The organism is Bradyrhizobium macuxiense, from assembly GCF_001542415.1.
Classification (GTDB): Bacteria; Pseudomonadota; Alphaproteobacteria; order Rhizobiales; family Xanthobacteraceae; genus Bradyrhizobium; species Bradyrhizobium macuxiense.
The window spans coordinates 61,528-68,978 of record NZ_LNCU01000118.1; the positions used below are offsets into that span (position 1 = coordinate 61,528).

Annotated in this window: 6 protein-coding genes; 4 read left to right on the forward strand and 2 right to left on the reverse strand. The window is 64.7% G+C overall.

What is annotated here, in order from left to right; genetic code table 11:
• The first annotated feature begins 2 nt into the window (after positions 1-2).
• From AS156_RS36530 to AS156_RS36545, 4 genes are read left to right on the forward strand one after another with little or no spacing between them, the layout of a single operon-like run.
• Entirely contained in the window at positions 3-1,583 is a 1,581-nt protein-coding gene (locus AS156_RS36530) for an FGGY-family carbohydrate kinase (protein ID WP_066514583.1), read from the forward strand.
• Entirely contained in the window at positions 1,576-2,616 is a 1,041-nt protein-coding gene (locus AS156_RS36535) for a 2-hydroxyacid dehydrogenase (protein WP_066514584.1), read from the forward strand. The genes AS156_RS36530 and AS156_RS36535 overlap by 8 nt, the downstream gene beginning before the upstream one ends.
• Before the next feature lie 19 nt (positions 2,617-2,635).
• Positions 2,636-3,373 carry a class II aldolase/adducin family protein gene (locus tag AS156_RS36540; RefSeq protein ID WP_066514586.1) on the forward strand — a complete coding sequence of 246 codons (738 nt, stop codon included), beginning with the start codon at positions 2,636-2,638 and terminating at the stop codon, positions 3,371-3,373.
• A complete protein-coding gene (locus AS156_RS36545; RefSeq protein WP_066514588.1) occupies positions 3,370-4,872 on the forward strand; it encodes a glycerol-3-phosphate dehydrogenase in 1,503 nt (500 codons plus the stop codon). Before AS156_RS36540 ends, AS156_RS36545 begins: the two co-directional genes overlap by 4 nt.
• 17 nt (positions 4,873-4,889) lie before the next feature.
• Here AS156_RS36545 and AS156_RS36550 read toward each other — a convergent pair whose 3' ends face one another.
• Positions 4,890-5,813, reverse strand: a complete 924-nt coding sequence (locus tag AS156_RS36550) for a response regulator transcription factor (protein ID WP_066514591.1) — start codon at positions 5,811-5,813, stop codon at positions 4,890-4,892.
• The coding region (locus AS156_RS45370; protein WP_245313230.1) for an ATP-binding response regulator at positions 5,803-7,451 on the reverse strand (1,649 nt) is incomplete at its 5' end. The genes AS156_RS45370 and AS156_RS36550, both read right to left, overlap by 11 nt.

Below are 7,451 nucleotides of genomic sequence, written 5' to 3' on the forward strand. Positions count from 1 at the left end.
TCATGGCCATCCCTCAGAGCCGCGACGTGATCATCGGCATCGATGCCGGCACGTCCCTGATCAAGACGGTGGCCTTCACACGAGACGGGCGACAGCTTGCCGACTTTTCGCTGCCCAATACCTACAGCACGTTGCCGGGCGGGTGGGTCGAACAGGACATGTCGCGGACCTGGACCGACACCGTCGCCGCGCTGCGCGGTCTCGTGGCGGCCGTGCCGGATTTCGCGTCGCGGGTTGCAGCCATCGCCGTCACCGGACAAGGCGACGGTACCTGGCTCGTCGACGACGACGGCCGCCCGGTTGCGTCGGCGCTGCTTTGGCTGGATTCGCGAGCTGCGGCCATGGTCGAGGACATCCGTTCCAGCGATCGCAATTTCGCGCTCTATCAGCGGACCGGCTCGGGATTGAATGCGTGCCAACAGGGTGCGCAACTGGCCTGGCTACAGGCCCACGCGCCGCAAACCCTGTCACGCGCCAGCACGGCTTTTCACTGCAAGGATTGGCTCTACTTCCTGCTGACGGGTCAACGAGCGACCGATCCATCCGAGGCAACCTTCACGTCAGGCAATTTCCGGAAGCGTGGATTCGACGCGGAGACGGCGAAGCTCATCGGCATTTCCGACTGCGCGGCTCTCTTTCCCGAGGTGGTCGACGGCGTCGTGACGACGCATCCGCTGAGTGCTGCCGCGGCACTGGAGACCGGACTGCCGCAGGGCGTGCCGGTATCGCTCGGCTATGTCGACGTGATCTGCAACGCGCTGGGAGCAGGGCTCTACGATCCGGCGCCCGATGTCGGCTGCACCATCATCGGGTCGACCGGCATGCACATGCGGCTCGCGCCCAGCGCCGATGCGGTCGTCCTGAACCCGGAGGCCACCGGTTACACCATGCCGTTCCCGGTCCCCGGTCACTATGCGCAGATGCAATCGAACATGGCAGCTACGCTCAACATCGATTGGCTGATCGATCTTGCCCGTGACCTGCTGGCCGCGGAAGGTGTGACGCGGTCGCGCGCCGATCTGATCCGCCGGATTGACGAGCGCGTGCTCGCGGCACGGCCTGGAGAACTTCTGTTCCATCCCTTCATTTCGGACGCCGGCGAACGCGGACCATTCGTGTCCCACGAAGCTTGCGCGCAATTCCTGGGATTACGCTCGCGCCATGGTTACTGGGACCTGATGCGGGCGGTGATGGAAGGGCTCGCCTTTGCCGCGCGCGATTGCTACGCCGCCATGGGCGCGTTGCCGCGAGACTTACGGATCACCGGCGGCGCTGCACGCAGCCGGGCTCTCGGTTCCATTCTGGGCGCGGCGCTCGAATGCAACGTTCGCGTCTGTAGCCGCGGTGAAGCCGGTGCCGCTGGCGCCGCGATGATCGCCGCGGTCGCCACCGGAATCTATCCTGACATGGCGGCCTGTGCGGAGGACTGGGTAACGCCATGCCTCAACGCCCCACAGGCCTACGATCCGGAGCTGGCCTCACGCTATTCGCGGATGTTCCCGACCTATCTCGATGCCAGGCTTGCCGCGCGGCCGGTCTGGAAGCAGCTGGCAGCGTTGCGCGCAGGAGGTGGCCATGTCTGACACCATCGCCATCATCGGCGACCGCTTCATGCTACCGTCGGTGTTTGCCGAACGGATCACGGCGGCCTGCGGCGACCATATCGATATTCGTATCCTGGAGCAGCCATGGCCGGACGAGCCGATGGAGCATGGCTATGCCGGCTCCAAGCTCGACGGGTTGAAGGAATTCATGGGCGATCCCAATGAGATTGCCGGCTTTATCGGCGACGCGCCAATGCTGGTGACTCATTTGGCCCCGATCTCGCGATCGATGCTGGAACGGCTGCCGAAGCTCAAATTCATCGCGGTCTCGCGGGGCGGCCCCGTCAATATCGATATGCAGGCCGCGCGGGATCACAAGGTGCTTGTCGTCAACACGCCGGGTCGCAACGCCAGCGCGGTCGCCGAGTTCACCGTCGGCGCCATTCTTTCCGAAACGCGGCTGATCCGCAGCGGACATGAATCCCTGCGCGGCGGTGAATGGCGCGGCGACCTTTATCGCGCCGACCGCACCGGCCGCGAGCTCGGCGAGATGACGGTCGGCATTGTCGGCTATGGCGCGATCGGCAGCCGGGTGGTGAAACTGCTCAAGGCATTCGGCTGCAAGATCCTGGTGGCCGACCCCTATGTCCAATTGACTGCGCAGGACCGCAATGACGGCGTCGAGCATGTCGCCCTTGCGGACCTCCTGACGCGCGCCGACGTGATCAGCCTGCATGCGCGGGTCACGGCGGAAACAACCGGCTTTATCGATCGCGCCGCGCTCGCGCGCATGAAACCGGACGCCATCTTCATCAACACGGCGCGCGGGCCGCTGGTCGATTACGCGGCGCTCCACGACGCGCTGTCCGCCGGACGGCTTGGCGGCGCGATGCTCGACACCTTCGCGGTCGAGCCGGCGCCGCCGGACTGGCCGCTGTTGCAACTGCCAAATGTCACGCTGACGCCGCATATCGCCGGCGCCTCCGTGCGTACCGTGACCTTTGCCGCCGGTCAGGCGGCGGAAGAGGTTCGCCGCTTTCTGGCCGGCGAGCCGCCGCTCAATCCGTGCTGAAGACGAAAGGTATTTCGACATGACCCGTGAGGAACGACAACTGCGTGAAGCGATCATCGCCAAGTGCCGGTGGATGAATGCGTCGGGTCTCAACCAGGGAACGTCTGGGAATATCTCTGCGCGGTACAAGGACCGGATGCTGATCACCCCGTCGGCCACGCCTTACGACGCGATGAAGCCGGAGATGATTGCGTCGATGCCGCTCGAGGGCGAGTATGGAATGTGGGAAGGGCCGCTGCAGCCCTCCACCGAATGGCGCTTCCATCTCGATATCATGCGCGGCCGGCCCGATGTCGGCGGCGTCGTGCACACCCATTCGACTTATGCCACCGTGCTTGCCATTGCGCGCAAGCCGATTCCGGCGTGCCACTACATGATGGCGGCATTCGGCGGCCACGACATCCGCTGTGCGGGCTACGCGCGTTACGGCACGCCGGAATTGTCCGAGCTGGCGCTCGCCGCGCTCGAAGGCCGTAACGGCTGCCTGCTGGCCAATCACGGCATGATTGCCGTCGGCGCCAACCTTGACAAGGCGATGTGGCTTGCGGTCGAGCTCGAAACCATCGCGCGTCAATATTATCTCTCGCTTGCGCTCGAAACGCCGCACATCCTCAGCGAGGACCAGATCGCGGAAACGGCGCAGGGATTTTCCACCTATGGCCTCCAGGCCTCGAAGACGAAGCCCGCGAAAGCCCGAGCGGCAGGGAAAGCCGCGGCTCGCCGGCGAGTTGAGAAGAAGCGCAGCAGGACGCGATGACGGCGGGCGCACCGGGCACGGATCACGGACTCGTCGACATCGCCATTATCGGTGGCGGCATCAATGGGGCCGGTATCGCCCGGGATGCCGCCGGTCGCGGCCTGAAAGTTCTCCTGTGCGAGAAGGACGACTTTGCAGAGGGGACGTCGTCGCGTTCCGGCAAGCTCGTGCATGGCGGGCTGCGCTACCTCGAATATTACGAGTTTCGTCTGGTCCGGGAGGCCTTGATCGAGCGTGAGGTGCTGCTCGCGTCGGCGCCACACATCATCTGGCCGATGCGCTTCGTGCTGCCGCATTCGCCCGAGCAACGGCCCGCATGGCTGATACGGACCGGGTTGTTTCTCTACGACCATCTTGGGGGCGGCAAGCAACTGCCGCCGAGCCGTGGGCTCGATCTTTCGCGAGCTCCCGAAGGAGTGCCGCTGCGCCCGGAATTCCGCCGCGGCTTCGAATATTCGGATTGCTGGGTCGACGATGCGCGGCTGGTGATCCTCAATCTTCTCGATGCGGCTCGGAAAGGCGCCAGGATATTGCCTCGGACGCGCGCGGTGAGCGCTCGGCGGGAGGGAGACCATTGGCGCCTGGAGATGCAGGCCGAGGATGGCGGCACGCAGGTGGTGCACGCGCGTGCGCTCGTCAATGCAGCAGGCCCTTGGGTTCAAGATGTTGTGCAGGGGGTGGCAGGGCTGAACTCGGCCCACCACGTGCGGCTGGTCAAGGGAAGCCATATCGTCGTGCCGAAGTTCTGGAGCGGGCCGCAGGCCTATCTGCTCCAGAATGAGGACCGCCGCGTCATTTTCGTCAATCCCTACGAGGGCAATCTCGCGCTCATCGGCACCACCGATATCCCCTATGACGGACGCGCGGAGGATGTGGCGATTGACGACGACGAGGTTGCCTACCTCCTTGGCGTGCTGCGCCGCTATTTTCGTTCGCCCCCGCGCGACGGTCAGACCGTACACGCCTTCTCCGGCGTACGGCCATTGTATGACGACAATTCCGAGAATCCCTCCGCGGTGACGCGAGACTATGTCTTCGAGATGCATGGCACGACCGCGCAACCTCCGTTGCTCGCGATCTTCGGCGGCAAGATCACGACCTATCGCCGGCTGGCCGAGCACGCGCTTGGCCGATTGGAGCCGTGGTTTCCCAGTATGACAGCGGCATGGACTGCGCGGAGGCCTCTTCCCGGCGGCGACATCGGCGGCACATTCGAGGGTTTCGCTGCGAACTTGGCACAGGCCTATCCTGATCTGCCAGGAACGGTGATCCATCATTATGCGCGGCTCTACGGCACGCGAGCGCGCGATCTGCTCGGATCGGTCCGCAGCGTTCCTGACCTTGGTCGCCATTTCGGAGGAAATTTCTATGAGCGCGAGGCTGCCTTTCTCCGGGAAACGGAGTGGGCGACGGGGCCCGCGGACTTTCTGGAGAGGCGCACCAAGCACGGCCTGCACTTGACGCGGGCACAACGCGACGCCTTTGAAAATTATCTATGAACGGACGAGCACTGCGCTCAGGACTTGCGATGTCTTGTGCTGACGGCGATCGTCGCTGCGGCGGTTCGATTATCGACCCCGAGCTTGGCATAGATTTGCTCCAAATGCTTGTCGACGGTACGCGGGCTCAAGCCGAGGATTTGCGCGATATCGCGGTTGGTCTTGCCTTTGGATAGCCACGACAGCACCTCCCCCTCGCGCGTGGTCAGGCCGAGCTCACTGTAGAACTCGGCCGGCATGTCGCCGCTGGTGTCCTTGGCGAGCCGAAGCAGGAATTCGTTCGGGCCGAGCTTGCCCATATACTGCAGACGGAGCTGCTCGTTGCCCGGGAATGCCGACATGGTGGCGGTCTTCGCTCCGGCCTTCCCCTTCGCCTGGTCGAGCCAGTGCGGCATCGGATCCGGCAGAACGAAATCGTCGTCGGCATACGCGAGCGTGTCCGACAACAGCCTCTGCGCCTGCGGTGTTGCCCACAGCAGCTTGCCGGCACCGTTGACCGCGAGCAAATAGCGGCCGGAGACATCGAGCGCTGCACGCGCGCTCTGGGTCATCCGTGCATTGGCGAGGTGGACGCGGATGCGCGCCAGCATCTCTTCCACCACGATCGGCTTCGTCACATAATCGACGCCGCCGGCCTCGAGCCCACGCACGATGTGCTCGGTCTCCGCCAGCCCCGTCATGAAGATGATCGGCACGCCATCGAGCCCGGCGTCGCGCTTCAGCCGCCTGCAGGTCTCGAACCCGTCCATGCCCGGCATCACCGCGTCGAGCAGCACGATATCGGGCGTGATCTGGTCGACGATCCGCATCGCAGAGGCGCCGTCGAGCGCCACCATGACCGTCATGCCGGCGCCGTCGAGGGCGTCGGTCAGCAGACGCAGCGTCTCCGGGGAATCATCGACGACGAGGGCGACGTCGCGCTTCTTCTGTTCAATGGTCATAGCTGTGCAATATCTTTAAAGTCGCCATGTATTGGTCGAGATCGAACCGGTCGACCAGCGTTCGCATCTGCGCGACGAAATCGGCATGTTCAGGGTGCTCGTGGCCGATTTCATCCAGCTTGAGCTGGATCGCCCTGACATAGCCGAGCTGGCCGAGGCCGATCAGCTCTTCGATATATTTCACCGGCGGGCGCGTGGCGCTGTCCGGCTTCCATTGCGGAGGCGGGGTCTGCTCGGGCTCGTACTGCCATTCAATCCTGAGAAGCTGACGGACGGTCTCGAGCAGCCGCGGGATATCGATCGGCTTCATCAGGTAGCCGTCGTGGAACGGTTGGGCGAGCGGCGCGCCATGCGCCTCCAGGGCGCTCGCCGAGATCATCAGGATGCGGGCCTGGTGATGGCCGGCGGAGCGTAGAGTTTCTGCGACCGTCCAGCCGTCCATGCCGGCCATCGAGATGTCGAGCAGGAACAGGTCGGGCCTGCAATGCTGCGCCAGCGCGAGGCATCCGGGCCCGTCCGGCGCGCTGAGCAGGATGAAGCCGAGCGGCGCGAGGACCTCGCGCAGGAGGTCGCGATGGGTCGGGTCGTCGTCGGTGATCAGGATGGTCTTGCGCGGGCCAAGATAGCCGTAGACGGGAGCATCGACCGGCGCCTCGCGGCGCGGATTGGTAACCTCGGAGAGGAGCAGCTTGACGCGAAACGTGCTGCCGGTGCCGACCGTGCTGCTCACCTTGATGGCGCCGCCCATCACGCCGGCGAGGAGGCGGCTGATGGTCAGCCCGAGCCCGGTGCCGGTCTGCGGCTGCGAGACGCCGAGCGCACCGCGCTCGAAAGGGGCGAATATCCGCTCGAGATCGTCGGGTTGGATTCCAGGACCGGTATCGATCACCTCGAATTCGGCGACCGGGCTGCGATAGTGCACCACGAATTGCACGTGTCCAGCCTGGGTGAACTTGATCGCGTTGGACAGCAGGTTGATCAGGATCTGCCGCAGCCGCTTCTCGTCGGCATAGACCACGACCGGGAGCACGGGCGGCCGTTTGAACACGAAGTCGATGCCCTTCGCGGCGGCCTGCAGGCGGAACATGCCGACGAGCTGGTCGAGGAAGTCGCTCAGGCGAACCTCGTCGCGGGAAAGATAGAGGCGTCCGGCCTCGATCTTGGAGATGTCGAGGATGCCGTCGATCAGCCCCGACAGGTGGTCGGCGCTGCGGCGGACCACGCGGACCTGATCCCGCGGCCGCGGCGGCAGGCTGTTGTCCTGCTCCAGCAATTGCGCATAGCCGGAAATCGCGTTGAGCGGCGAGCGCAGCTCGTGGCTCAAGCCGACGACGTAGCGGCTCTTGGCGAGGTTGGCCGATTCCGCCACCTCCTTGGCGCGCTGCAATTCGGCATCGGTGCGCTTGTGGGCGTCGATCTCCTGGATCAGGAGCGTGGTCTGCCGACGAGTTTCCTCCTCTGCGGCACGGCGGCTCTGCTGGGCCAGCACGAACAGCCACGCCACCACGCCGATGATGAGGACCAGCGCAAAGAAAACCTTCCAGAGCACGGCGGCCAGCAGCTCGTTGGCGTGTACGGCCGCGGATGTCTGCAAATAGATCAAGCCGAGCACCAGCGCCACGAGCCCCGCCGAAACTG